The 26,497-nt window shown below is 32.5% G+C and carries 20 protein-coding genes; 17 read left to right on the forward strand and 3 right to left on the reverse strand.

The features are described 5' to 3' along the window. Positions 1-7 precede the first annotated feature (7 nt). From WFZ85_RS11305 to WFZ85_RS11315, 3 genes are all read left to right on the forward strand, one after another. On the forward strand, positions 8-562 hold the full coding sequence (locus WFZ85_RS11305) for a DUF2975 domain-containing protein (protein ID WP_342696400.1): 555 nt from the start codon (positions 8-10) through the stop codon (positions 560-562). Between the two features lie 3 nt (positions 563-565). Next, positions 566-769 carry a helix-turn-helix domain-containing protein gene (locus WFZ85_RS11310; protein ID WP_342696401.1) on the forward strand — a complete coding sequence of 68 codons (204 nt, stop codon included), beginning with the start codon at positions 566-568 and terminating at the stop codon, positions 767-769. A 551-nt stretch (positions 770-1,320) separates the two neighbouring features. After that, positions 1,321-2,049: a hypothetical protein gene (locus tag WFZ85_RS11315; protein ID WP_342696402.1), complete on the forward strand. Its 729-nt coding sequence runs from the start codon at positions 1,321-1,323 to the stop codon at positions 2,047-2,049. Positions 2,050-2,236: 187 nt separating this feature from the next. Here WFZ85_RS11315 and glmM read toward each other — a convergent pair whose 3' ends face one another. Then, positions 2,237-3,634 (reverse strand): phosphoglucosamine mutase, encoded by a 1,398-nt coding sequence (gene glmM / locus WFZ85_RS11320; RefSeq protein WP_342696403.1) that lies wholly within the window; start codon positions 3,632-3,634, stop codon positions 2,237-2,239. A 134-nt stretch (positions 3,635-3,768) separates the two neighbouring features. Here glmM and WFZ85_RS11325 point away from each other — a divergent pair, with 134 nt between their 5' ends. The 11 genes from WFZ85_RS11325 (at position 3,769) to pepT (ending at position 21,494) form a co-directional block, all read left to right on the forward strand. Next, positions 3,769-4,353 (forward strand): acyl carrier protein phosphodiesterase, encoded by a 585-nt coding sequence (locus WFZ85_RS11325; protein WP_342696404.1) that lies wholly within the window; start codon positions 3,769-3,771, stop codon positions 4,351-4,353. Positions 4,354-4,425: 72 nt separating this feature from the next. Further along, on the forward strand, positions 4,426-6,246 hold the full coding sequence (locus WFZ85_RS11330) for a chloride channel protein (protein WP_342696405.1): 1,821 nt from the start codon (positions 4,426-4,428) through the stop codon (positions 6,244-6,246). A gap of 62 nt (positions 6,247-6,308) precedes the next feature. Next, complete coding sequence (locus WFZ85_RS11335; protein ID WP_342696406.1) at positions 6,309-7,262, forward strand: Fic family protein; 954 nt, start codon at positions 6,309-6,311, stop codon at positions 7,260-7,262. A gap of 94 nt (positions 7,263-7,356) precedes the next feature. Next, on the forward strand, positions 7,357-10,188 hold the full coding sequence (uvrA, locus tag WFZ85_RS11340) for an excinuclease ABC subunit UvrA (RefSeq protein WP_342696407.1): 2,832 nt from the start codon (positions 7,357-7,359) through the stop codon (positions 10,186-10,188). Positions 10,189-10,292: 104 nt separating this feature from the next. Next, on the forward strand, positions 10,293-11,012 hold the full coding sequence (locus WFZ85_RS11345; RefSeq protein WP_342696408.1) for an LOG family protein: 720 nt from the start codon (positions 10,293-10,295) through the stop codon (positions 11,010-11,012). Positions 11,013-11,092: 80 nt separating this feature from the next. Next, positions 11,093-12,526: an MBOAT family O-acyltransferase gene (locus WFZ85_RS11350; RefSeq protein ID WP_342696409.1), complete on the forward strand. Its 1,434-nt coding sequence runs from the start codon at positions 11,093-11,095 to the stop codon at positions 12,524-12,526. After that, positions 12,526-13,416 (forward strand): hypothetical protein, encoded by an 891-nt coding sequence (locus WFZ85_RS11355; RefSeq protein WP_342696410.1) that lies wholly within the window; start codon positions 12,526-12,528, stop codon positions 13,414-13,416. Before WFZ85_RS11350 ends, WFZ85_RS11355 begins: the two co-directional genes overlap by 1 nt. Beyond that, complete coding sequence (locus WFZ85_RS11360; RefSeq protein ID WP_342696411.1) at positions 13,413-16,226, forward strand: gluzincin family metallopeptidase; 2,814 nt, start codon at positions 13,413-13,415, stop codon at positions 16,224-16,226. Before WFZ85_RS11355 ends, WFZ85_RS11360 begins: the two co-directional genes overlap by 4 nt. Positions 16,227-16,412: 186 nt before the next feature. After that, positions 16,413-18,818 (forward strand): alpha-ketoacid dehydrogenase subunit alpha/beta, encoded by a 2,406-nt coding sequence (locus WFZ85_RS11365; protein ID WP_342696412.1) that lies wholly within the window; start codon positions 16,413-16,415, stop codon positions 18,816-18,818. Between the two features lie 11 nt (positions 18,819-18,829). Beyond that, positions 18,830-20,224 carry a hypothetical protein gene (locus WFZ85_RS11370; protein WP_342696413.1) on the forward strand — a complete coding sequence of 465 codons (1,395 nt, stop codon included), beginning with the start codon at positions 18,830-18,832 and terminating at the stop codon, positions 20,222-20,224. A 4-nt stretch (positions 20,225-20,228) separates the two neighbouring features. Continuing rightward, positions 20,229-21,494, forward strand: coding sequence for a peptidase T (pepT, locus tag WFZ85_RS11375; protein ID WP_342696414.1), 1,266 nt, complete (start codon positions 20,229-20,231; stop codon positions 21,492-21,494). A 36-nt stretch (positions 21,495-21,530) separates the two neighbouring features. Here the strand turns inward: pepT and WFZ85_RS11380 are convergent, their stop codons facing one another. Further along, complete coding sequence (locus WFZ85_RS11380; RefSeq protein ID WP_342696415.1) at positions 21,531-21,767, reverse strand: hypothetical protein; 237 nt, start codon at positions 21,765-21,767, stop codon at positions 21,531-21,533. 3 nt (positions 21,768-21,770) lie between these two features. Continuing rightward, complete coding sequence (locus WFZ85_RS11385; protein ID WP_342696416.1) at positions 21,771-21,950, reverse strand: helix-turn-helix domain-containing protein; 180 nt, start codon at positions 21,948-21,950, stop codon at positions 21,771-21,773. A 179-nt stretch (positions 21,951-22,129) separates the two neighbouring features. Here WFZ85_RS11385 and WFZ85_RS11390 point away from each other — a divergent pair, with 179 nt between their 5' ends. The 3 genes from WFZ85_RS11390 to WFZ85_RS11400 all read left to right on the forward strand — a co-directional run bounded on the left by WFZ85_RS11390 (position 22,130) and on the right by WFZ85_RS11400 (position 26,008). Beyond that, positions 22,130-22,459 (forward strand): hypothetical protein, encoded by a 330-nt coding sequence (locus tag WFZ85_RS11390; RefSeq protein WP_342696417.1) that lies wholly within the window; start codon positions 22,130-22,132, stop codon positions 22,457-22,459. Positions 22,460-22,572: 113 nt separating this feature from the next. After that, entirely contained in the window at positions 22,573-23,331 is a 759-nt protein-coding gene (locus tag WFZ85_RS11395; RefSeq protein ID WP_342696418.1) for a GLPGLI family protein, read from the forward strand. Further along, positions 23,324-26,008 (forward strand): carboxypeptidase-like regulatory domain-containing protein, encoded by a 2,685-nt coding sequence (locus WFZ85_RS11400; RefSeq protein WP_342696419.1) that lies wholly within the window; start codon positions 23,324-23,326, stop codon positions 26,006-26,008. Before WFZ85_RS11395 ends, WFZ85_RS11400 begins: the two co-directional genes overlap by 8 nt. The last annotated feature ends 489 nt before the right edge of the window (positions 26,009-26,497 follow it).

Raw genomic sequence — 26,497 nt, forward strand, 5'->3', positions numbered from 1 at the left:
ACTAATTATGGAACTAAAAATCACTACAAAACATTTTTTAAAAATACTACATTTATTGTCTTGGATTATTTTTATTGGTCTTTGCATTGAAGCAGGAGGAATTTTATTTAATGCTTTTTTTACACTAATAATCAACGCTACTGCAGCGAAAAGTTTTTGGCAACAAATGGATTTATCAAATTTACTTGAGTTTGATAAAGGGTATTTTATGGTAACTACTTTACTTATGACTGTAGTTGCAATACTTAAAGCAATTTTATTTTATTTAATTGTGAAATTACTTCATGACAAAAAACTGAACCTTTTACAACCGTTTAATAATGACTTAAAACATTTTGTTGTTAACATTTCATATATAGCATTTGGAATAGCTCTTTTTTCCTATTTTGGTTCAAAACACAACCATTGGTTTTTAGAAAAAGGAATATCCATGCCCGATAACAATAGTATGGGATTTAGCGGTGCTGATGTTTGGCTATTTATGGGCATTATACTTTTAGTAATTGCACAAATTTTTAAAAGAGGAATTGAAATTCAATCTGAAAACGAATTAACAATATAAGTTATGGCCATAGTAGTAAACTTAGACGTTATGATGGCGAAACGAAAAATTTCGCTAAACGAACTTTCTGAAAGAGTTGATTTGACCTTATCCAATCTTTCTATTTTAAAAACAGGAAAAGCCAAAGCGATTCGATTTAGCACATTGGAAGCTATTTGCAAAGCATTAGATTGTCAGCCAGGTGATATTTTAGAATATGTTTCTTAATTATTTTGACTGGTCTTAAATAATCGATACAGATTATTTAGGACTAGTTATGTATTACCTAAAAAAAAATAGAGGCCTGAAGCAAAAATAAGTAAAGAAGCAACTTTACCATAATTATGAAAAGCGACCATTAAAATTTATTGGATAGTGATTTTCGATGAATCGTAGAAGTAATTAAAATAACACGCGAGTTCAAAAAAAAAATTTTACAAAGAATACTTTATTATTTTTATTGTAGCATAAAAAATTTACACCAAAAAAAAGATAATCATTTACTTTACAGCCATCTATCTTTCTTCTTAACTATTAAATATACAAGAACTTTTGCTCCTATAATTTGCCATAAAAACGAATATAATCATCGCTTTTTTTGTAAAGAAGACACTTTTCACTAATTAAAAGCAATTACTAATAATGAATAATTTTGAGTTTTTTTTGGAAGAAAAAATCGAATTCTCGATTAAAATTATCAGATTCTAAATAATATATTGTTTTTTGGTTCCTATGGTTAATTTTGTTCATTATTAAAATAATTTAAAAATTAAAATCTTATGAAAAATTTAAAAACACTTTTCGGATTACTTTTACTGTTGGTAGTAATGTGGTCATGTTCAAACGACGAAAATGCATCAACCAATAATCAATTGCGATTAAAAGCAAGCGCAACGTATTCTCCATCTGCGAATAGAAGCAATATTAATGCTTTAATGAACAATAATGTAGTTTTAAGTTCTTTTAAAATCAACATCAAAGAAATTGAATTTGAATTCGCAGAAATCAATGATAACGACAATGATGATAGCGATGACAATGGATTTTTTGATGGAGATGACGAATTTGAACTAAACGGACCATTTGAATTAGATTTATTAAATCAAAGTGAAACCATCACAACTGTTACTATTCCGAATGGAACTTATGAAGAAGTTGAGTTTTCTTTGGATAAAAGCAATAATAGTGCCTCATCTATGAACAATAAATCGATAGAAATCAGAGGAACAATTAACGGAACACCATTTATATTCTGGCATGACATTGAAGAAGAATTTGAAATCGATTATGAAGACGCTAATCAAAATTTAGTTATTAATAACAATTCGTTTGATTTAGTTTTTAATTTCGATTTAAATCAAGTGCTTAGCCAGGTTGATTTATCAAATGCTACTGATAATGATGGTGATGGAATTATTGAAATTAACCCCAATGATACTGACGGAAATCAATCTTTGGCAGACCTATTGAAAGATAAAATTGAAGACGCTTGCGATTTAGATGATTAATTTTTTTGAGACAAAAATTAGTTTAAAAGACCCCAAATCTTTTTAAATAAAAATCTACAAAGTCTCCAAATTTATTGTAAGAACCCCAAATCTTCCAAAAATCTACACTAAAAAGTCCCCAAATTAAAATCAAAAACACCCAAAAAGTAAATTACTTTTTGGGTGTTTTTTTTATAAATATAATTTGTTAAATACCCGCAATCGCTTTCAACTCGTTTACAAATCGAATGGCTAGAGCATCGGCTGTATCTTGTGTTGGTGCTTCGGTATAAATTCTAATAATTGGTTCAGTATTCGATTTTCTTAAATGAACCCATTCTGTTGGGAAATCAATTTTCACTCCATCAATCGTTGTGATATTCTCAGATTTGTAGGTTTCAGTTAAGGTGGCTAAAATTCCATCCACATCAATTTGCGGTGTTAATTCGATTTTATTTTTACTCATGTAATACTGGGGATAACTTGCTCTTAACTCTGCAACAGTCATATCTAAATTTGCTAAATGAGTTAAAAATAAAGCAACGCCTACCAAACTATCTCTACCATAATGTAATTCTGGATAAATAATTCCGCCGTTTCCTTCGCCACCAATAATGGCATTGGTTTTTTTCATCAATTCCACCACATTTACTTCTCCAACCGCACTAGCTTGATAACTTCCTTTATGTTTTTCGGTAATATCTCTTAATGCGCGAGACGAACTCATATTAGATACGGTATTTCCTGGTGTTTTGCTCAATACATAGTCGGCAACGGCAACCAAAGTATATTCTTCGCCAAACATTTCTCCATCATTAGAAATGAAGGCTAATCTATCAACATCGGGGTCAACTACAATTCCGAAATCGGCTTTTTCTTCAATAACTAATTTACAAATGTCACCCAAATGCTCTTTCAATGGTTCTGGATTGTGAGGAAAATGTCCGTTAGGTTCGCAATATAATTTCACACATTCCACTCCCATTTGTTCCAATAACTTCGGAATAATAATTCCACCAGAAGAATTCACACCATCAACTACTACTTTGAATTTTCTCTTGGCAACTGCTTCTGCGTCAACCAAAGGTAATTCTAAAACCTCATCAATATGAATATCCATATAAGCATCATTCATAGTTATTTCGCCTAAACTATCTACATCTGAAAAATCAAACGCTTCGTTTTCGGCAATTTGAAGTATTAATTCTCCTTCTTTCCCGCTTAAAAACTCTCCTTTTGCATTTAAAAGTTTCAAAGCATTCCACTGTTTTGGATTATGTGAAGCTGTTAAAATTATTCCTCCATCGGCTTGTTCCATAGGAACGGCAACTTCCACTGTTGGTGTTGTAGATAAACCTAAATCAATCACATCAATTCCTAAACCAACTAAAGTGTTCACTACTAAATTATGTATCATCGGTCCAGAAATTCGTGCATCGCGACCAATGACTACTTTGAGTTTTTCAGTTTTCAATCCTGCATTTCTAATTTTCAAAAAAGTCCCATAAGCCGAAGCAAACTTAACAGCATCTACAGGTGTTAAATTGTCTCCTACTTTTCCACCTATTGTGCCACGAATTCCTGAAATTGATTTGATTAATGTCATTTGTATCTTTTTTAGGTTTGTTTTTTATTTTTCACAAATATAATAGTTGCTTTTACGAAAAATAGAAATACGATATTTTTTTCTATATTTACTATCATATAATCGATGAAAGACCAAATCCAATTATTTTCAACATGAATTTCCTAGCACATATTTATTTATCAGGCAACAACGATTTACTAAAAATCGGCAATTTTATGGCAGATAGTATTCATGGACACGATTATAATAACTATCAAACCGAAATTAGAAAAGGAATATTGCTTCATCGTTCTATTGATAGTTTTACTGATATGCATCCTATTTATAGAAAAAGTAAACACCGTTTACATGAAAAGTATGGTCATTATTCAGGCGTGATTATGGATATTTTTTATGACCATTTCTTGGCTAAAAATTGGAAAATCTACTCAGATATTGAGCTAGAAGTTTATGCACAAAATTTCTATAAATTACTCCTGGACAATTACCAATTACTGACCGAAAAAGTTCAAGGAATGTTACCTTATATGATAGGAAGAAATTGGCTGGTGAGTTATGCTTCGACTGAAGGATTGGAAATGATACTATTCCAAATGGATCATCGAACTAAAAATCGAGTTGCCATGCACGAGTCCATAGTAGAGTTAAAGCAGTTTTACTTTGAATTTGAGCATGAGTTTACTTTGTTTTTTGCTGAATTAAAATTGCATTGCCAAGAGAAACTAACCCAGCTTTAATCTACCCCTTGAAATTGTGATTGAATTTGCATTTTCAAATTGTATTTTAGCATTTCAAATAGCGCAGATTTTATGCCGACAAATAAAGCATCTTATATAAAAATTATTCTTAGAACTATATTTAGAAGAATTGAGAATTTGATTTTTCTTTTAAAAGATAAACTCAGTGAACGCAATTTTATTTATATAGCAAGTATTTTCGTAGCTATTACATGTGCTTTTGCTGTAATTATACTTAAAAGTTTTGCTCACAATATATTTCTGTGGGCTAATGATATTAATAGTTTTCTAAAATTACCCTACATCAATAGCGTATTGCCTATTCTTGGAATTTTACTAACCGTTTTTGTAATTCGAAACTTTTTAAATAATCAATTAGATAAAGGAAGTTCAAAGGTGTTGTATGCTGTTGCAAAAAAAGGGGGCAAACTACCTAAAAAGCAAATGTATGCTCAAATCGTAACGAGTTCATTAACTGTTGGACTTGGCGGATCGGCAGGATTAGAAAGTCCCATTGTTATTACAGGTGCTGCTTTTGGTTCCAATTTTGCTCAAAAATATCATCTTTCTCAAAAGGATAGAATATTACTTTTGGCTTGTGGTGTAGCTGCGGGAATCGGTGCAGCGTTTAATGCGCCAATTGCTGGCGTTCTTTTTGCGATTGAAGTAGTACTTACAGACATTGCTATTTCGGCATTTATTCCGATTATATTGTCGGCGGCGACGGGTGCTTTAATTTCAAAAATTTCCTTGAGTAGTGATACCATTTTAAATTTTAATCAAACACTGCATTTTGATTATCACAACACACCCTATTATGTTTTGTTGGGAATATTAGCTGGCTTGACTTCGATTTATCATGCCCGAAATTTTCAAAAAGTAGAAAAGTTTTTTGGGACTTTTAAAAACAAAGGATATCGAAGAGCATTGTTTGGTTCTGTTATCTTAGCCATCATGATTTTCTTTTTTCCGACACTTTTTGGTGAAGGATATGAAAGTATAAAAACACTAACCACTTCTAATCCAGGTGTTTTACTAGACAATACGTTACTAGAACATTTTAAAAGTAACGAATGGATTTTACTACTATTTGTAGGTTTAACCATGCTCTTAAAATCTTTCGCAACAGGTCTTACGCTTGGAAGTGGCGGTAATGGTGGTAACTTTGCGCCGTCACTTTTTGTGGGTTCCTACCTTGGTTTTTTTGTTGCCAAATCGGTTAATCTATTAAACTTTACTCATCATTTGCCAATTGCTAATTTCACTATCGTAGGAATGGCAGGAATTTTAAGTGGATTGTTTCATGCGCCATTAACTGCAATTTTCCTCATTGGAGAAATAACAGGCGGATATGATTTGATGGTGCCGTTAATGATTGTATCGTCCATAAGTTTTGCTGTCTCAAAGAAGTTTGAAAAACATTCTATGGATGTCAAAGCATTGGCCGACAAAGGCGATGTTTTTACTAGTGACAAGGATAAAAACATTTTGCAAAGCATAGATTTTTATAACTTAGTGCAACAAAACTATAAAACTCTTAGCCTTGGAAGTTCTGTTGAAAATGTGGTCGAAATTTTTTCTACAACAGATCAAAAAGTAATTCCAATTGTAGATGAAAATAAATCATTACAGGGAATCGTTGATTTTGAAGAAGTAAAAGCTATAATTTTCAATCATTATCGTGTCAAATTTATGACTATCAAAGAAATTATTAGTCAACCAAAAGAGTTAGTACTTTTTGAAGACCAGCCGGAAAAAATTATAAAATTATTTGAAACCTCAAAAACAAGCATTTTACCAGTGATATATAAAGGTAAATTTTTTGGTTTTTTATCAAAAATTGATGTTTTAGAAAGCTACCGACAACGTCTTAAAGATATGACAATCGAATAAATTTATTATCGGATAGTAATTTAATTTTAATTATCCGATATTAAGTGTATCTTTGTGGTGTTATGTGGGAAATCAATACAAACTATAGAGATGAACTACAATCTACCTTTGAAAGATTGTACGACAAAATGGCTGTTTTAAAAAAAAGCAGACCATTACCAAACATCGCTTTACACAAAATTAAAGAGTCGCTAGCACTGGAGTGGACTTATAATTCTAATAGTATTGAAGGAAATACATTAACGCTTCGGGAAACTCAAATGGTCCTTCAAGAAGGAGTTACCATCAAAGGAAAATCATTAAGAGAACATTTTGAAGCCAAAAATCACGAAAAAGCCATTAATTACCTTCTAAAGTTGGTTAATGATGATTACATTTTGCGAAGTGTTGATATTTTATCATTGCATCAATTGGTTTTAAATTTAATTGAAGATGACTTTGCAGGACGATTGAGAAACGGTGGTGTGAGGATTACTGGAGCCAATTTTATACCGCCAAATGCTTCAAAAGTTGCTGACTTATTTGACCAATTAGTAGATTTTTGTAACAAAAATCCCTTGGATTTGAATGATATAGAATTGGCTACTATTTTTCATCATAAATTTGTTTGGATACATCCATTTTTTGATGGCAATGGAAGAACTGTTCGTTTAGTTATGAATTTATTATTAATGCGAAAAGGGTTTCCGCCTACAATTATTTTAAGTACAGATAGAAAGAAATATTATGAAGCACTCAACCAAGCAAATAATGGCAATTATCAAAAGTTAATGCTTTTGATGTGTCAAGCATTGGAAAGAACTTTGAATATTTATTTAAGTTCGCTTCCTGATAATGATTATGATTTTAGAGAAATTTCAAACATTGTTAGCGAACCAAATTCTCCATATGGTCAAGAATATATTTCGCTTTTAGCAAGACAAGGCAAAATTGATGCACATAAAGAAGGAAGAAATTGGTTTACAACAAAAAAAGCCATCGAAGACTATATAAACTCTAGACAAAGAAAGCGTTGATGCTACTTCAACGCTTTCTTTTAACAATAACTTTTGAAGTGTCTACTCAAAAATTGTATCTAAAACATTACCTTTGCGGTTCGCAAAAAAGGCTATGCTAGATACAGAAAATACAATTGAAGTTCTTGGTGCAAGAGTGCACAATCTGAAGAATATAGACATTACCATTCCGAGAGAAAAACTGGTAGTAATAACAGGTCTTTCAGGTTCGGGGAAATCGTCTTTGGCTTTTGATACTATATATGCCGAAGGACAACGTCGTTATATTGAAACCTTTTCAGCATACGCTCGTCAATTTCTTGGTGGATTAGAACGTCCTGATGTGGATAAAATTGATGGATTATCTCCCGTTATTGCTATCGAACAAAAAACCACTAGTAAAAGTCCTCGCTCTACCGTTGGCACCATTACAGAAATTTACGATTTTCTGCGCTTGTTATATGCAAGAGCTGGTGAAGCATACAGTTATGTATCAGGAGAAAAAATGGTTTCGTATTCTGATGACCAAATCAGAGAATTGATTATTCAAAATTTCAGTGGAAAACGCATCAATATTTTGGCTCCAATTATTCGAGCCAGAAAAGGACATTATGCTGAACTATTCCAACAAATAACCAAGCAAGGATTTCTGAAAGTTCGTGTAAATGGTGAAGTGCAAGATTTGCTTCCGGGAATGAAACTTGACCGATACAAAACTCATGATATAGAAATCGTTATTGACAGAATGGTGATTGATGCTACTGAAGATAATGAAAAACGCTTAGCCGAAAGTATCAAAACTGCTATGTATCATGGTGAAAATGTTTTGATGATTTTAGATCAAGACACGAATGAAGTGCGCTATTTCAGTCGAAATTTAATGTGTCCAACATCTGGAATATCCTATCAAAATCCGGAGCCAAATTTATTTTCTTTCAATTCCCCAAAAGGCGCATGCGAACATTGTAAAGGATTGGGAACTATAAACGAAATTAATCTGAAAAAGATAATTCCAAATTCAAAACTATCCATAAAAAACGGCGGTTTTGCTCCGTTGGGCGAATATAAAAGTTCATGGATTTTCAAACAATTGGAAATCATTGGCGAAAAATTTGGTTTCAAATTAACAGATGCCATTGAGACAATTTCTGCAGAAGCCATGCAAGTAATTTTACATGGTGGAAAAGAAAAATTTGCTGTCGAGTCGAAAACTTTGGGTATTACCAAAGAATATAAAATTGAGTTTGAAGGTATTTCTCATTTTATCAAAAACCAGTATGACGAAAGCAACTCTACTTCTATAAAGCGATGGGCAAAGGAATTTATGGACGAAATTGAATGTCCGGAGTGTCATGGTTCTCGTTTAAAAAAAGAAGCAATGTATTTCCGTATTTATGAAAAAAATATTTTTGAATTATCTATAATGGATATTTCAGATTTATCGGTTTGGTTTGAGGAATTGGACAAAAACCTGTCTGAGAAACAACAAATCATTGCTTCAGAAATTATAAAAGAAATAAAAGACCGGCTACGATTTCTAGTAAATGTGGGCTTGAATTATTTATCCATCAACAGAAGTTCAAAATCGCTTTCTGGTGGCGAAGCACAACGCATTCGATTGGCAACGCAAATTGGTTCACAATTGGTTGGTGTGTTATACATTTTGGATGAACCAAGTATTGGCTTGCACCAAAGAGATAACGAAAAACTCATTCATTCGCTTGAACAATTACGCGATATTGGCAACTCAGTTTTAGTAGTTGAACACGACAAAGACATGATTGAACGTGCTGATTATGTGATTGACATTGGACCAAAAGCTGGAAAGTTTGGCGGTGAAATCATTAGTAAAGGAACACCAGCAGAATTGCATAAAGAACATACCATGACAGCCATGTATCTTAATGGCGAAATGAAAATTGAAGTGCCCAAAAAACGTCGAGAAGGCAATGGAAAGTTTTTAAAACTAACTGGCGCAACAGGAAATAATTTGAAAAATGTTTCCATCGAATTGCCTTTAGGAAAACTGATTTGTGTAACTGGAGTTTCGGGAAGTGGAAAATCGACTTTAATAAATGAAACGCTCTATCCTATTTTGAATGCGTATTATTTTAATGGCGTAAAAAAACCGCAACCTTATAAAAAAATTGAAGGTTTGGAGCATATTGATAAAGTGATTGATATTGACCAAAGTCCAATAGGAAGAACGCCGCGTTCAAATCCGGCGACTTATACAGATGTTTTTTCAGAAATCAGAAGTTTGTATACAATGATGCCTGAGGCAATGATTCGTGGTTATAAAGCGGGAAGATTCAGCTTCAATGTTTCCGGTGGAAGATGTGAAACGTGCGAAGGTTCGGGTGTGCGAACTATTGAAATGAGCTTTTTACCTGATGTGTATGTCGAATGTGAAACGTGTCAAGGAAAGCGTTTTAATCGTGAAACATTAGAGATTCGATACAAAGGAAAATCCATTTCGGATGTGTTGAACATGACTGTAGATGAAGCGGTACCGTTTTTTGAAAACATACCAAAAATCTATCGAAAAGTAAAAACGATTCAAGATGTTGGTTTGGGTTACATCACTTTAGGTCAACAAAGTACCACGCTTTCTGGTGGTGAAGCACAGCGAATAAAATTAGCAACTGAATTGTCTAAAAAAGATACTGGAAACACGTTTTATATCATGGACGAACCTACAACGGGTTTGCATTTTGAAGATATTCGTGTTTTGATGGATGTAATTAATAAATTGGTGGATAAAGGCAATACGATTTTAATAATTGAGCACAATATGGACGTTATCAAACTCGCTGATTATATTATTGATATTGGTCTAGAAGGTGGAAAAGGTGGTGGCGAAGTGGTGGCAAAAGGTACGCCAGAAGAAATCATAAAGAATAAAAAAAGCTATACCGCTCAATTTTTGAAAAAAGAATTAAATTAGCAAGCCATTTTAGCCCAGATAGAGCCGGTATCCTCGCGTAGTTTACGGAGCGAGATAAAGGCGAAAGCTGGAAATAGCTCCAAAAAAAATAAAAGATAAAAATTATGACATTTGACCAAAACGAAGACGATAAAATTCAAGAAAAATTAAAACAAAAAACTTGGAACGAGATACGAACTAATGACTCTTGGGCAATTTTTAAAATTATGTCCGAGTTTGTAAATGGTTATGAAAGCATGGCGAGAATTGGTCCGTGTGTTTCTATTTTTGGTTCGGCTCGCACAAAACCAGATAATAAATACTATTTATTAGCAGAAAAAATTGCTTACAAAATTAGTAAAGCGGGTTATGGAGTAATTACTGGTGGTGGACCAGGAATTATGGAAGCAGGAAATAAAGGTGCTCATAATGGTGGTGGAACTTCGGTAGGATTGAATATCGAATTACCATTTGAACAACATTTTAATCCTTACATCGATAAAGATAAAAATCTGAATTTTGATTATTTCTTTGTGCGTAAAGTGATGTTTGTTAAATATTCGCAAGGATTTATCGTGATGCCTGGCGGTTTTGGAACTTTGGATGAACTGTTTGAAGCGATGACTTTGATACAAACTAAAAAAATTGGAAGATTTCCAATCATATTAGTTGGTTCTGAATATTGGTCTGGATTACTTGATTGGATTAAAAACACTATGATTGACAAAGAGAAAAACGCATCTCCTGAAGACATGAATTTGATAAAAATTGTTGATACGGAAGATGAAGTTGTTGAAGAGTTAGATCGATTCTATAAAAAGTATAATTTAAGTCCAAACTTCTAAATTAATTCCCATATTTGAAATTCCAAATTCCAAAATAATTGCTTTTTGGAGTCTGGAATTTAATTTTTAGTGTAACATCTATGTTTTTTAATTCCTTACACTTTGCTATTTTCCTTCCTATAGTATTCATACTGTATTGGACAATTGCAAGTAAATCTAAAAAACATCAAAATTATATATTGATTTTTGCCAGCTATTATTTCTACTCGTGCTGGGATTTTAAATTTTTATTTCTGCTCATTTTTTCTACTTTTTTATGTTATTTTTTGGCTATTCAAATAGAAAACAGCAAAACACTTTCTGCTAGAAAATTTTGGCTCTGGCTGTGCGTTTCAATGAATTTAGGTTTTCTCGGGATTTTTAAATATTATAATTTCTTTGCTACCTCTTTTTCTGAATTATTACAGTCCGTTGGTCTAAATTCAAGTCCGTTGTTATTGAAAGTAATTCTTCCCGTCGGAATTTCGTTTTACACTTTCCACGGATTATCCTATATTATTGACATTTATTACAAACGAATTGAAACAGAGAAAAACTTTGTCGATTATTCGTTGTTTGTAAGTTATTTTCCATTACTCGTCGCTGGTCCAATTGAAAGAGCGACCCATCTTTTACCTCAATTAAAAGAGAAACGAAAATTTAATTTTGAAAAAGCCAAAGAAGGAATCTATCAAATCATTTGGGGTTTGGTAAAGAAAGTTGTCATTGCCGACAGTTGTGCGAATTATGCCAACGCTATTTTTGATAATTACAATTCCATGAATTCTTTATCGTTGATTCTTGGCGCCGTTTACTTTGCCTTTCAAATTTATGGCGACTTTTCTGGTTATTCAGATATTGCATTGGGAACTTCAAAACTCTTTGGAATTGATTTACTAAAAAACTTCAACTATCCTTATTTCTCCAGAGATATAGCCGAGTTTTGGCGTAAATGGCACATTTCTTTAACCACTTGGTTTCGGGATTATTTATATATTCCGCTTGGTGGAAGCAAAGGTTCCAAATGGTTTAAAGTTAGAAATACATTTCTCATTTTTCTGGTTAGTGGTTTTTGGCATGGTGCCAATTGGACATTTATTGCCTGGGGACTCATTAATGCTTTGTATTTTATTCCGCTGTTGTTGCTAAAAAGAAATCGAAAAAATGTAGAAGATTTTAATTTAGGATTTAATTTTTCTTCGCTACAAATTATTTTCAATATCTTACTTACGTTTATCATCACCTGTTTTGCTTGGATATTTTTTAGAGCAAAAACCATTCAGGATGCTTTTCAATATATCAGACGACTATTTGAAAACGGCATTTTCTCGGAACAGTATTTTAGCATTCAACGATACAACCACGAACTTCTAACTTTACTCCTAGTTTTCGTTTTAGTAGAATGGAACAATAGAACAAGAAACGAACCTATTTCTGGAAAATACAGTTGGGTAAAATTGAGTTTGTGTTTGGCTGCAATTCTGGCACTGGGTGTTTTTTCGGATTACAAAGAATTTATTTATTTTCAATTTTAATGAAGCAGTTTATACAATTTATACTAAAAGCAATAGCGATACTCATTCTCACAATGGTATTGCTAGATGTTTTGTATACTACTGTTTATTTACAATCCAATTCAAGAAGTAAAATTGACTATTTATACAATTCCAAAGACAAAAAATACGACGTTGTTTTTCTTGGGTCTTCTAGAGTTAACAATCATTTTGTTCCGAGAATTTTCAATGACAACGGTTATAAAACGTTCAATTTTGGCATTACTCGTTCGCGTCTAGAAGAGTCTGCCTTGCAGCTAGAATTGATGATAGAACGCAATTACAAAATCAAAACGCTCCTACTTCAAGTTGATTTAAACATTAATTCTAATGATCATTCCGAAGCAATTCGCTCCTTGTTTATGCCCTATTTGCATCAATCAGAAACCATTAGAAACCATTACAAATCAATACCAGATTATAATAAACTGCTTTATATTCCGTTTTATCGATATATGAATTACGATGCAAGAATAGGATTCAGAGAAATGTTTTATTCGGCCATTCATAAAAAAACAAATGTTTTAGATAATGATGGATTTCATCCTTTGACGAAAGACGAAAGACCAATGGTTGCCGCAGATTTATCAAAATACTATCCGAAAAAAAATAAAGGGTATGAAAAAATTAAAGCACTTTGTAAAAAAAATAATATCAAGCTAATTGCGGTAACAACACCTATGTGTATGAGCACCATTAATCGAAATTATTTTAACCATATCCGAACCATTTATCCCGAAATTCATAACCTAGAAAATACCGTAACCGATGATAAATACTTCGCTACTTGCGGTCATATGAACGAAAAAGGCGCTAATGAATTTACAAAAATAGTTTTCAATACTTTTTTTAAACCCAAACACAATCCTTGAAAAAAATAAGATACATTTTACTGCTTTTTAGTGCTATAATCACTGCACAACATCATTCAAAATTGACTGTTGAAGTAGATAGCGAAAAAAAAGTATTGACTGTTTTTCAAGAACTTACCTTCTTTAATCAAACCAATGACACGTTAACTAATATTGTTTTAAACGATTGGATAAACGGCTATACCTCAAAAAATACACCCATGGCCAAGCGGTTTTCAGACGAGTTTGAACGCGGTTTTCATTTGGCAAAAGAAAAAGACAGAGGACGAACAAGCAACCTTACTGTGATTGACGAAAATAAAACGTTTTTAACCTATGAAAGAGATGAAAACTTTCCCGATGTCATACAAATTAGACTTCGAGAAAAAATTCTTCCCAATCAAAAAAAGTCATTTACCTTAACCTATTTTGTTAAAATTCCTAACGATCGATTTACCAAATATGGTTATGATGAAAAAGGCAAAATGAACTTGAAAAATTGTTTTTTAGTTCCGGCGCGCTACGAAAATAAAAGCTTCGTTAAATATGATAATTTGAATTTAGATGACGCTGCCAATGCCGTTTCTGATTATGATATTGATATTAAAATTGCCAGCCAATTTAATTTGTTTTCTGATTTAAATGAAAAAAGTAAAACCCAAGAAAATAATCAAAATCATTATTTTCTCAGCGGAAAAAACCGTTTGGGATTTAACCTATTGATTGATGAAGCAAAAGAATTTTCTGTATATAGAAATAAAGAGGTAGAAGTCGTTTCTAATTTAAAAGATAACAGGCTTAATGACGTTGAAAGAGCCATAGTCATTGATAAAATAGTGAACTATGTTGCCGAAAACTTGGGGAAATATCCTCATGAAAAAATCATGGTCACTCAAACTGATTATGATAGAAATCCTTTTTATGGATTGAACCAATTGCCTGTTTTTGTCAGTCCGTTTCCCGATGAGTTTTTATATGAAATAAAATTCATGAAAACCTATTTAAACAACTACTTGCATACTTCTTTGCAGCTTGACCCGCGAAAAGACAATTGGATTTTTGATGGCATTCAAGTTTATATTATGATGAAATATATCGAAGAATTTCATCCCAAAGCAAAAATGATGGGCAACATAGCAAAAGTAAAAATACTGAACAGCTATAATATGGTTAGTCTTGATTTTAATGGTCAATACAGCTACTTTTATATGTTGATGGCGCGTAAAAATTTAGACCAACCACTTGGTGATGCAAAAAATACGCTCATAAAATTTAATGAAAAAATAGCGTCAAAATATAGAGCAGGTTTAAGTTTAAGATATTTAGATAGTTATTTAGAGCAAGATATTGTTCAAAATAGTATTCAAGAATTCATTGCTATCAACCATAAAAAACAAACCACACGCAACGATTTTGAAACTATTTTGACCCAAAAAACCACTAAAAATATCGTTTGGTTCTTCGATAAAATAATTGACTCGCGCGATATTATTGATTTCAAATTTGAGAATGTAACCCGAACCAAAGACAGCATTAGTTTTTCGCTTAAAAATAAAACCACCACCAATGTTCCTATTCCCATTTATGGAATAAAAGATAAAAATATCGTTTTCAAGCAGTGGATTGATGTTTTTAAAAAAGATAGCATTCACACGATTGCAAGAAATGATGCCGAAAAAATTGTTATCAATTATAAAAATGAAGTACCCGAAATTAATTTAAGAAACAACTGGCGCTCACTAAAAGGATTTAAAGTAAACAATCGTCCCATAAAATTTAACTTTATGAAAGACTTGGAAGATCCATACTACAACCAAATATTATATGTGCCTACTTTAGAATACAATTTATATGATGGCTTTTTATTAGGCATGCGTTTTCACAACAAAACCATATTAGACAAACCTTTTATTTTTGATATCAATCCCACGTTATCTACCAAAACAATGTCTTTTTCTGGAAAAGGCAGTATGTATTTTAACCAATTCAATCGCGACTCTAATCTGTACAACATTCGCTATCAACTGAGCGGTCAATATTTGCAGTATGCGCCAAATGCTTATTATACAAGACTAAGTCCAGGAATTGTTTTTAATATCCGTCCCGATGATTTTAGAGACAATAGAAAAGAAGTTTTTATTGTAAAACAAATTTTAGTGGAACGAGAAGAGTCAGAATTTACAACCACGGCCAATACTCAAAACTATTCTATTTTTAATGCAAAATATTTCAACATAAAAACCGAAACTTCGAAACATTTTAACTTTCTGGCTGATTTACAATACGCTTCCACCTTCGGAAAATTGGCCACAGAAATTCAATACCGAAAACTATTTGATAATAATAAACAATTCAATTTACGCTTTTTTGCAGGAACCTTTATTTTCAACAACACCAGTACAGATTTCTTCGACTTTGGTCTCGATCGACCATCTGATTATTTATTTGAAAGTGGTTATTATGGACGTTCTGAAACCAGTGGTTTTTTTAGCCAACAATCTATTGTTTCCGATGGATTTTTTAAATCAAAATTAGAAACCCGTTTTGCCAACAGATGGATGATTACCACCAATACCAGTTACAGCATATGGAACTGGGTGGAAGTTTATGGAGACATCGGCTTTATTAAAAATTCAGGTATAAACCCAAATTTTGTCTATGATAGTGGCATTCGATTGAATATATTAACCGATTATTTTGAATTATTTTTTCCTGTATATTCCACAAATGGTTGGGAAATTGCACGACCTAATTACGAAGAAAGAATACGGTTTATCATCACTTTTAGTCCCAACACGCTAATGAGCCTTTTCACTAGAAAATGGTTTTAAAACATGTCCAACTTGGTTATTTATTGCATATTTCTTTATTTTTTTGATTAATTCCTATATAATTTTCAGTTAACACCTGTATTTAAACCCTATAATTACGGATAATCAAATTAGATTTTGGCGCCACAGTAGCGATATTAACTTCTTTTTAATTAAATTTGTTACTTTAAGATATCATTTTCAATTATGACAGAATCGCAAATCAAAACTGAAATTTCGTTTGAAGATTTCAAATCCGAAGTGTTAAACGATTATAAAATCGCAAGAATTAGCAGAGAATGTAGTCTTTTAGGAAGAAAAGAAGTGCTTACCGGAAAGGCAAAATTTGGAATTTTTGGCGATGGAAAAGAAGTACCACAGCTGGCTTTAGCCAAAGCATTTCGGAATGGCGATTTTCGTTCGGGTTACTATCGCGACCAAACCTTTATGATGGCTATCGGACAATTGTCTATTCAACAATTTTTTGCCGGATTATATGGTCATACGGATTTAGCGCATGACCCAATGAGTGCCGGAAGACAAATGGGCGGACACTTTGCCACCCATTCTTTAGACGAAAATGGAAATTGGAACAACTTGCTGGAACAGAAAAATTCAAGTGCCGATATCTCGCCAACTGCTGGACAAATGCCACGTTTGCTAGGTTTAGCACAAGCATCAAAAATATATAGAAACGTTACAGGTTTAGACCATTTTACTAATTTTTCTAACAATGGAAATGAAGTAGCATGGGGAACTATTGGAAACGCCTCTACCTCTGAAGGATTGTTTTTTGAAACGATTAATGCCGCTGGCGTTTTGCAAGTTCCAATGGTAATAAGTGTTTGGGATGACGACTATGGAATTTCAGTTCATGCCAAATACCAAACTACAAAAGAAAACATCTCTGAAATTTTAAATGGTTTTCAAAGAGATAACGAGAGTAACGGTTATGAAATTATACGAGTAAAAGGCTGGGATTATCCTGCTTTAGTGGAAGCTTATGAAAAAGCGTCAACCATTGCCCGCGAAGAACATGTGCCCGTTTTAATTCATGTACAAGAATTAACACAACCACAAGGTCATTCTACTTCGGGCTCTCATGAACGCTATAAAAATGAAGAACGATTGGCTTGGGAACGTGAATTTGATTGTTTGGCTCAAATGCGAACTTGGTTAGTTGATAATGATATAGCGACAAGCGAAGAATTAGATACCCTAGATGAAAATGCCAAAAAAGAAGTTTTAGATGCAAAAAAACTAGCATGGACTGCTTTTGTTACGCCGATGAAAGAAGAGCAACACGAATTGATTTCATTGTTAAAAACAATTGCGGAAACCAGTGCCAATAAAGCTTTTATTGACAATCTTACCAACGACTTAGCTGCCATTAAAGAACCTATTCGAAAAGAAATTTTATCGACGGCTCGAAAAGTATTGCGATTGCTAATTAATGAAAACGGTAAAAATCAACTAGCATCATGGATAACAAATTATGCTAACAAAATCCAACCCAAATTTAGTTCGCACTTATTTTCACAATCAAATGCAACGGTTTTAAAAAATAAAGAAGTAGCGCCAACCTATGATAATTCAGCAGAAGAAGTAGATGCACGTTTGATTTTAAGAGATAATTTTGATGCTATTTTTAGTAACTATCCAGAAGCAGTCATTTTTGGGGAAGATGCTGGAAATATTGGCGATGTTAATCAAGGTTTAGAAGGTATGCAAGAGAAATATGGCGAAATGCGTGTGGCTGATGCAGGAATTAGGGAAGCCACTATTTTGGGACAAGGAATTGGAATGGCGATGCGCGGTTTACGACCTATTGCCGAAATTCAATACCTGGATTATCTATTGTATGCTATCCAAATCATGAGCGATGATTTAGCCACACTACAATACCGCACACAAGGCAGACAAAAAGCGCCTTTGATCATTCGAACTCGTGGGCACAGACTAGAAGGCATTTGGCATTCGGGTTCACCTATGGGAATGATAATCAACGCTATTCGTGGCATTCATGTTTTAGTGCCAAGAAACATGACCAAAGCCGCTGGATTTTACAACACCTTATTGGAAAGTGACGAACCTGCATTGGTAGTGGAATGTTTAAACGGTTACCGATTAAAAGAAAAAATGCCCACCAATTTAGGTGAATTCAAAACGCCAATTGGTGTGGTAGAAACTATAAAACAAGGAACAGATATTACTATTGTTTCCTATGGTTCCACCATCCGGATTGTGGAACAAGCCGCTAAAGAATTACTAGAAATGGGCATTGATTGTGAGATTATTGACGCGCAGTCTCTATTGCCTTTTGATATCCATCACGACTGTGTAAAAAGTATTATCAAAACCAATCGGTTATTAGTGGTTGATGAAGACGTTCCTGGTGGCGCAAGTGCCTATCTTTTACAACAAATTATAGACGAGCAAAACGGTTATCACTACCTTGACAGTCAACCACAAACATTGGCATCAAAACCACATCGTCCTGCTTATGGCACTGATGGCGACTACTTCTCCAAACCATCAGTAGAAGATGTTTTTGAAAAAGTGTATGCCATTATGCATGAAGCTAAACCAGAAAGATATCCAAGTTTATATTAAAATTAAATGTTTTGATTAAAATCATCAAAATGCCTTTCAAGAAACTATTTTTTTACATTATTGGTGCTTTTACTCTACTCATTCCGGCGTTTTATAATGGCTATCCTTTAGTTTATTCAGATACGGGTTCGTATATCATCAATGGAATGGAATTGACTATCCCAAAAGATAGACCTATTATGTATGGGCTTTTCGTCCGTTTGTTTAGTTTTAACTTTTCGTTGTGGCCCGTTATTTTTGCGCAATCCTTAATCGTGTTTTATATTCTCTGGAGAATTTCTAAACTAGCTGTACCATCTATTTCCAAAAGATTCTTCCTCATTTCGATGGCATTATTTTCATGGTTCACGGGATTAGGTTGGTACACTAGCCAACTGATGCCCGATATTTTTACCAGTGTAACGCTTTGTCTTCTCGTGTTATTGCTGTTTAGGAAAAAGTACAATTTGTATGAAAATATTCTATTCGCTGTGCTATTACTCTTTTCCATCAATACACATTTCTCCAATTATCTCATCGCGATAGCAACAATTGCGATACTATTTTTAATAACCAGAAGCACAATTATTCCACAGGCTAACAAAGAAGTTTCGTTTCGACTTCCTCTTTTGGTAGCTATACTTGGTATTTTCATTGGTTCGATGACTAATTTTTGTATTGGAAATAGCTTTAAACTCAGCCAAAATAGCCATGTTTTTTTGATGGGAAAAATGCTTGATAGCGGCGTTTTAAAATCTTTCTTGGATGATAATTGTGCGACTAAAAAATATGAATTATGCGATTGTAAAGACTCATTGCCTGAAACCAGCCGAATGCTGCTTTGGGATAGTAACAGTCCGTTACAAAAAAAGGGAGATTGGAAAAATTCAGAAGATAGCTATAATCAAATTCTACTAGACATAGCCACCAGTCCAAAACACGCCTTTTTATTTTTATACAACGCTGCGTTTTCCTCGGTAACACAACTTTTTCAAAACGAAGTAGGTTCGGGAATTGTTTCCAATTGGTATAATGACCCAACAAGTCCGCCCTATCAAACCGTTTCCAAGTATTTTCCATTTGAATTAAATCAATACAAACAATCTAGGCAAAACACTAATTTGTGGGACCAAAATTTAGACCTAACACTCATCAATTTCGTTACTTTTTTGCTTCTAATTGCGGCAACTATTACCCTTTTAACACAGTTCTTCTTGAGTAAAAAAAGACTGCAATATGCTACAGAAACACAAATTATTTTTACTTCGCTACTGATAGGGATTGTAGTTAACGCCATAGTCACTGCATCGTTGGCTAACATTTACGACCGATTGCAGGCAAGAGTAAGTTGGGCTTTGATTTTTTGTCTTTTCCTATTGTTGGCACACTATAAAACTCGAATATTAAATACTATTTTAAAAAAATAAAATCATGCAACACATCATCGACCGATTCATAAGCTATGTCACTATTGATACGGAGTCAGATCCTAATTCTGAAACCACACCAAGCACCAAAAAGCAATTGGTTTTGGCTAAAAAATTGGTAGCCGAACTCAAAACCATCGGCATGACCGAAGTAACTATAGACAAAAATGGTTATGTCATGGCAACCTTGCCGTCAAATCTAGACCATCATGTGCCGACTATCGGTTTTGTTTCCCATTATGACACTACGCCCGATTTTACTGGAAAAGACGTAAAACCACAAATTATTGCTAATTATGATGGTGGCGATATCATTTTGAACAAGGAACATAATATTGTTTTATCGCCGAGTTATTTCAAAGATTTATTGCAATATAAAGGACAAACCTTGATTACTACAAACGGTTTGACACTGCTTGGTGCCGATGACAAAGCCGGCATTACCGAAATTGTTACCGCAATGGAATTTTTAATTCAAAATCCTGAAATCAGACACGGGAAAATTAGAGTTTGTTTCACACCCGATGAAGAAATAGGCCGTGGTGCTGATTTATTTGATGTTACAACATTTGGTGCCGAATGGGCATACACTATGGATGGAAGCCAGATTGGCGAACTAGAATATGAAAACTTTAATGCGGCTGGAGTGAAAATTACATTCAAAGGAAAATCAGTTCATCCCGGTTATGCCAAAGGAAAGATGATTAACTCGATGCTGATTGCCAATGATTTCATCAACGAGTTACCAAAAGGCGAAACACCACAAGAGACAAAAGGTTACGAAGGTTTTTTTCACGTAACTGGAATTTCTGGAAGTATTGAAGAGACCAAATTGGAATTAATCATTCGGGATCACGACCTAAAAAAATTCACCAAAAGAAAAGAGTTAGTTCATAAAATCACAAAGAAATTCAATAAAGAATATAAAAAGCAATTTGGTGAAGACATTGTAATTACGGAAATCAAAGACCAATATTACAATATGAAAGAGAAAGTAGTACCCGTGATGTTCATAGTTGATTTAGCAGAAAAAGCAATGAAATCATTAGGCATCAAACCTTTGATAAAACCTATTCGTGGTGGCACTGACGGCTGCAGATTATCCTATATGGGATTACCTTGTCCCAATATTTTTGCTGGCGGACACAACTTTCACGGAAAATACGAATACGTTCCAGTGGAAAGCATGCAAAAAGCTGTTGAAGTAATCGTAAAAATTGCGGAGCTAACAGCGACAACAGATTTTTATAAAAAGAAGAAAAAGAAATAAAACATAATGGTATAACTAACTGATAGTTATATAAATTTATTTCTTTTTAAGCTCCGCTATAATCTCTTTTAGTTCTTGTATTCTTTCCTCTTTCTCGGCAAGGCGAATATCTTTCTCGGTGATTATTTTATCTTTCTCGGCAATTATTTTATCTTTTTCTGAAATTATTATATCATTTTGTTCCTGGAGTTTTTCGGAAAGATGGTTAATAACTAAACCGTTATTACTGCCTTTTTTGTTATTTTGGGTTAAAATAATTTTATCATCCGACAAAAGTTAAAACATTTCCAATTCATATAAATTGGCGATGTTTTCTAATATATTAATGTCTGGTGTTGACTCATTACGTTCGTACCTACCATAGGTAGTTTTAGAAACGCCTATTTTTTCAGAAACAATATCGGGAGTGTAACCTTTTGAAGTTCGCAATGTCTTTAATTTCTCACCTATTTTCATAAAAAATCTTATTAGTTACGTACAAATATAAAAATAATTGAATAGTTTTGTCATAATTGATAAAAAGATTGCCAATTTTGATACTAAATATGCCTTTTTTGATTTTGTAGTTTGTTTGTTATTATTCAATTTTGGAAAGGTTTCAATAGTGAAACTAATAACAAATAAATTTTAAAAATATGAAAAAACTATTATGCATTGCTCTATTTAGCATGACAATTATGACTAATGCGGCAAATGAACTTTTACCAAAAAATGTTACAGGGGTAAAAATCGAGAATGACATTTCAAAAACAATTAAAACTGAAAATAGTAACACTGAAAACGAAACTATCGATGTTCTTGTAGATTGTGGAGAACAAGGAGATCAATTATACTCTCAGCTAATGCTAGCAGGTTCGGATCATAGAGATGCAAGATCAGAAAGAAGAGACTTTGTTAGAGCATGTAGAGGTGGCACTTGGGCTTGGCTAGGTGTTTGTATTGGATTTATTGGACATTGCGACTAGTTATAGAATTATTGCATAAATTTAAAGCTACTAAAATAAATAATTGTTTATAAAAACTTAAACTAAAAGAGATTGGTTTTTTATCAATCTCTTTTTTATAATTTTAATACAGTATGATGAATATAAAAACGTTGAACTTGCTTTTATTTTTTTTAATAGAAAGCAATATCGTAGTGGCACAAAGTGAAAAACAATATGTTACTGCTAAGGTTAGTTATGGTGTGACTATTCATTTAGATAAAAATAATGAAATTTATAAAATCCATGAGAAATTTTCACCTGGTCTTGTTGCTAGTGCAGAATTAGTAGATTCAGAAGTTGATTTCTCCTTAGTTTTTAGTGATTCTACATCAATTTTTTATATAGAAGAAAAATTATTTTCAGACAATAGAGCGGCTAGATTTGTATTTAGAAATGCAGGCTTTTATGGACGGATTAAACAGCAAAGCAATGATTATATCACAGAAGAATTGCAAGAAGATTTTGGAAAATTCTTAGTTTTGCGACCCTACCCAAAATGGGAACTGCACGACGAAACCAAAAAAATTGGAGATTATTTGTGTTTTAAAGCAACTACATTTAATACAGTTACCACTCCTCAAGGTAAAGTGTTTAAATATGATTTTACAGCATGGTACAGCCCACAACTTCCCTATAAGTTTGGACCTGCTGGCTATGGTAATTTGCCAGGTTTAATAATAGAATTGCAAGGAGATCGTTTCACCTATGGTGTTAAAAAAATACAATTTCATGAAGAAATAGAAAAAAAGGAAAACGAAATGCCTACGTTAAAAAAATTAAAACTTATTACTGAGAAAGAGTTTGAAACATTAGCCGCTATAGAGGAAAAGAAGAGGCAGAAAAATGATTAGAATTATAAGTATATTTCTTAAAAAAAAATTGAATTTTAAAAACCTAGTAGTTTGGTGCTGTATATTATTTAACACATTTATTTTGGCGCAAAATGATGCTGTGATTATAAGCGGTGTGGTTACAGACAACTTTCAACAGTCAATAACAAATGTAACTTTGATTGCCTTACCGAAGCAACAAAACCTGAAAGCTACCTACGCCATTACAGATACTAAAGGTTTTTATAAACTACAGTTAATAAAAGGAGCTTCTTATAATCTTAGTATTTCACATCTAGGGTATGGCTCAATGGACAGAGTCATTTTTTTTTTAGAAAATACTTCAAATTACAATATTACCTTAAACACTAAAAGTGAACCTTTAGATGAAGTTGTTATCAATTATAAATACCAACCTATTGAGAAAAGCAAAGACACTCTCACTTATAACTTAAAAGCATTCACAACGGGTAATGAGCTTAAAATGAAAGATGTACTAGAAAAATTACCGGGTGTAAAAGTAGATGACAACGTCATAAAAGTACAAGGCAAAACGGTGACAAAATTATTGATTGAGGGTAAGCCTTTTTTTGACGGGAGTACGAAATTGGCTATTGAGAACATTCCTGCGGATGTAATGGATAGAATTCAAATTATATCTGACTACAAAGATTCTGAATTATTAAGAAACTTAGCCGATAATGAGGACTTAGCTCTAAACGTTGTTTTAAAAGAAGATAAAAAAGATTTTGTTTTTGGAGATATAGAAGCGAGTTTAGGTCTTGATGAATTTTATAGTTTACATCCAGCTTTGTTTAAATATAACCCGAAGTCTAATATTAGTTTTATTGCCGATATTAATAACTATAATAAAAGCAGTTTAGATTTTGGTGATTTATCCCGATTGGTTGGTGGTTCTAGTAACTTGTTTAAAAAAAACGACTTGACCAATAATTTATTAAATGCTGCATCAAGTAATGATGAACGATTTGAGTCCCTCGCCAGGTTTTCTGCTTTAAATTTTCAACACGAATTAAACAAAAAATTTAAAGTTTCTGGTTACGCCATTTATTCAAACAATGATATTGTCAATAATTCGCTATCGATAAGAGAGTATTTGGGTTCGGATGAGTCTATTTTTGAAACTAGAAATGATTTTAGAGATACTGGTGATACTTCAGCCATTCTTAATCTAAAGATAGATTTTAATCCTAATGCAAAACAAAAATGGATGTATAACATCAATTATTTAAATAACACTTCTAATTCTACACAAGAATCTCTATCGACTTCAGAAAGCACAAGCGAATTTTTGACAAAAGCAGATGGTAAGGGTGGTAATTTCTCACACAATTTAGAAGGTTATTTAAAATTAAATGAGAATCATACAATTGGTGTGGGTTTACATCACAGCAGTACCAACTCAAATTCAACAGAAAATTGGTCTAGTGATACTATTTTTTTACAAGATTATTTACCACTAAATACAACAACTAATTATCTAATTAAACAGAGAGGAGATATTAGTGCTGAAAAATTTAATCTTATTTTAAAAGATTATTGGCTCGCAAATCGAAACTTTCACCTATTTTATAATGTAGGATATAATTACAAAAGCTCTATGATAAGAAGCAACATAAGTCAAGTCTTGTCAGATAATTCTATTCTCGATTTTAGCGAATTAAGCAATAATAATCCATTTACGCTTTCTGATTTAAATTTTGGTCTGGGAATTAAAACTAAATTAGAAAAATTTGAAATCATTTTGGATGCAAAACCACATTTTTTTAGTTTCAGTCGAGCTCAAATTAACAGCGCTAATTTTTTCATTTCACCCAAATTAAAAGTTAACTATCAAATAGATGATGACATAGATCTAGATTTTGATTATGACTTTACCAACAACTATTTAAACGATCTGAGTTACTTACAAAATATAAGAGTAACAGGGTTTAACTCGGTTCTTTTAGGCAATCCTAATCTTGAAGACGAACGTTCGCATAATTTTAGCCTTTTTTATAGCAACTATAAACATATTGATGATTATTTTATTGATGCTTCCGCAGATTATAGCATCAATAATCCTGTAAAGAATAATAGTGTAATTCAAACAGGTATAAATCAACTTAATATGCCTGTAATCCTTAATTTACCTCAAAACAATCTAAGTTTTAATACAGATTTTGGTTTTATATTTAATAAATCTAGTGTAGAATTTGGGATAGATTTAGATTGGTTAAAAGCCAATCAAATTATTAACGAAAAAGTAAATTTTATAAATACTTTTGATTATAACCTTAGTGGTAAATGGCTTTTAAAGTTTAATAAAAAAACACAACTAAGCTTAAAATATCGTCATTCGGGTTACCATGTAAATTCTGGTGAAAAATCTCAATCAACAGAAAATACATTTTCTCTAAATTTTGATAGTAAGTTTTTGAAGAATTTCATTTTTAAAACAGATTCCTCAACGCATATTGTTAATGATTTTAGCGAAAATACCCAAAATTATACTTTGCAAAACTTATATTTAGGATACTCTAAACCAAATAGTAAGCTTTCTTATAGTTTAAATTTTAGAAATATATACAACAATGGTGTTATCGTTAGAAACTCGTTCAGCAATAATTTACTATTATCAAATCAAATTTTTACAATTCCTCGAGTACTTTTATTTGAACTTAAATACAAATTTTAACCAAATTATTCAACTTTGAAAAGCACCTAATATTTGGCAACAATTCTCGTTGAGGAAGGAATCAATTTAAGTGGTGGACAAAAACAAATTATTGTACTGGCAAGGTTTTTTTTTAACCCAATTTTTAATTCTTGACGAAGCCACAGCTGATATGGACAGAAATACAGAAAACTTTACCATGAATTTATTTGAAAGTATAAAACCAAATTGTGCTATTTTCTTTATTTCTCATCGATTAAATGCTCTATGACAAATTGCTGATGTGATTTATGTTTTGGATAACAAAACCACTGCACATTATGGAATTCATAATGAGTTAATTCAAAGCAATAACTTTTAAAGTGATTATTGGAAAAGTTTTTAAAATTTTTTATGTGTTTTCTATCGATAGTGTGACGCTAAAAACACTAAAAAACCCCAAACTCCAATATTAAATAGAGTTTGGGGTTTTTAAAACTTGGTAATTTCGTACTTCTAAACCTCGTACTT

Source organism: Flavobacterium aureirubrum (assembly GCF_038739835.1).
In the GTDB taxonomy this organism is placed as follows: domain Bacteria; phylum Bacteroidota; class Bacteroidia; order Flavobacteriales; family Flavobacteriaceae; genus Flavobacterium; species Flavobacterium aureirubrum.

Excerpts from the sequence above, each read along its gene's own strand:
- WFZ85_RS11400 (WP_342696419.1), top strand. The coding sequence starts at position 23,324 with ATGATTAGAATTATAAGTATATTTCTTAAAAAAAAATTGAATTTTAAA.
- pepT (WP_342696414.1), top strand. The coding sequence starts at position 20,229 with ATGCAACACATCATCGACCGATTCATAAGCTATGTCACTATTGATACG.
- WFZ85_RS11395 (WP_342696418.1), top strand. The coding sequence starts at position 22,573 with ATGATGAATATAAAAACGTTGAACTTGCTTTTATTTTTTTTAATAGAA.
- WFZ85_RS11315 (WP_342696402.1), top strand. The coding sequence starts at position 1,321 with ATGAAAAATTTAAAAACACTTTTCGGATTACTTTTACTGTTGGTAGTA.
- WFZ85_RS11330 (WP_342696405.1), top strand. The coding sequence starts at position 4,426 with ATGCCGACAAATAAAGCATCTTATATAAAAATTATTCTTAGAACTATA.
- WFZ85_RS11345 (WP_342696408.1), top strand. The coding sequence starts at position 10,293 with ATGACATTTGACCAAAACGAAGACGATAAAATTCAAGAAAAATTAAAA.
- WFZ85_RS11385 (WP_342696416.1), bottom strand. The coding sequence starts at position 21,950 with ATGAAAATAGGTGAGAAATTAAAGACATTGCGAACTTCAAAAGGTTAC.
- WFZ85_RS11390 (WP_342696417.1), top strand. The coding sequence starts at position 22,130 with ATGAAAAAACTATTATGCATTGCTCTATTTAGCATGACAATTATGACT.
- WFZ85_RS11355 (WP_342696410.1), top strand. The coding sequence starts at position 12,526 with ATGAAGCAGTTTATACAATTTATACTAAAAGCAATAGCGATACTCATT.
- WFZ85_RS11305 (WP_342696400.1), top strand. The coding sequence starts at position 8 with ATGGAACTAAAAATCACTACAAAACATTTTTTAAAAATACTACATTTA.
- WFZ85_RS11325 (WP_342696404.1), top strand. The coding sequence starts at position 3,769 with ATGAATTTCCTAGCACATATTTATTTATCAGGCAACAACGATTTACTA.
- WFZ85_RS11350 (WP_342696409.1), top strand. The coding sequence starts at position 11,093 with ATGTTTTTTAATTCCTTACACTTTGCTATTTTCCTTCCTATAGTATTC.
- WFZ85_RS11310 (WP_342696401.1), top strand. The coding sequence starts at position 566 with ATGGCCATAGTAGTAAACTTAGACGTTATGATGGCGAAACGAAAAATT.
- glmM (WP_342696403.1), bottom strand. The coding sequence starts at position 3,634 with ATGACATTAATCAAATCAATTTCAGGAATTCGTGGCACAATAGGTGGA.
- WFZ85_RS11335 (WP_342696406.1), top strand. The coding sequence starts at position 6,309 with ATGTGGGAAATCAATACAAACTATAGAGATGAACTACAATCTACCTTT.
- uvrA (WP_342696407.1), top strand. The coding sequence starts at position 7,357 with ATGCTAGATACAGAAAATACAATTGAAGTTCTTGGTGCAAGAGTGCAC.
- WFZ85_RS11365 (WP_342696412.1), top strand. The coding sequence starts at position 16,413 with ATGACAGAATCGCAAATCAAAACTGAAATTTCGTTTGAAGATTTCAAA.